Source organism: Lactobacillus apis (assembly GCF_002837055.1).
In the GTDB taxonomy this organism is placed as follows: domain Bacteria; phylum Bacillota; class Bacilli; order Lactobacillales; family Lactobacillaceae; genus Lactobacillus; species Lactobacillus apis.
Map to the genome: position 1 here is coordinate 1 of NZ_PDKP01000062.1, position 589 is coordinate 589.

A 589-nucleotide genomic window follows, 5' to 3' on the forward strand; every position below is an offset into this window, starting at 1 on the left:
CATCAAGTTCACTCATGACATGCCTTACTCAACTGAATTGAACACACTTGACGATCCTGAATTCGTTAAGAAGTATCAAGCAGAAGCATTGAAGCCATTTAGTTACTTTGCCGACAAGTATGGTTTGGTTGAAGATGCTGCTTCAGGCGCTTCCGAAGCTGAAGAGGAAGAACCTGAACCAGAAGAAGAACCTGATACAACTTCAGGTGCTTCAGCACACTAATATTTAATATTAGAACTCAAAAAAGCGAGACTCTTGAAAGTTTCGCTTTTTTGCTTTCATACAAGTATAATAATAGAGTATGAACTTGAACGATGGAGGAATATATATGCAACAGTTCGGGATTATTGGTTTATCCGTCATGGGTAAAAATCTAGCTTTAAATGTTAGAAATAGTGGCTTCTCCGTTTCAGGCTTTAGTATCGATAAAAAAGAAGTTGATGCTTTTGCAGAATATCAGGATGATAAGCTAAAACCAACTTATTCTTGGGAAGAATTTGTTAATTCACTTGAAAAACCACGCAAAATTTTGATTCAAATTATGGCTGGTAAGCCAGTAGATGAAACATTGCACAAGCTGTTACCTTT

At 36.7% G+C, this 589-nt stretch carries 1 protein-coding gene and 1 pseudogene; both read left to right on the plus strand.

Annotated features, from left to right (window positions below):
• Positions 1-223, plus strand: a pseudogene (locus CRG87_RS07910) (pyruvate oxidase); the annotation flags it as partial.
• Positions 224-329: 106 nt separating this feature from the next.
• On the plus strand, positions 330-589 hold a 260-nt coding region (locus tag CRG87_RS07915; protein ID WP_228150068.1), incomplete at its 3' end, for an NAD(P)-binding domain-containing protein.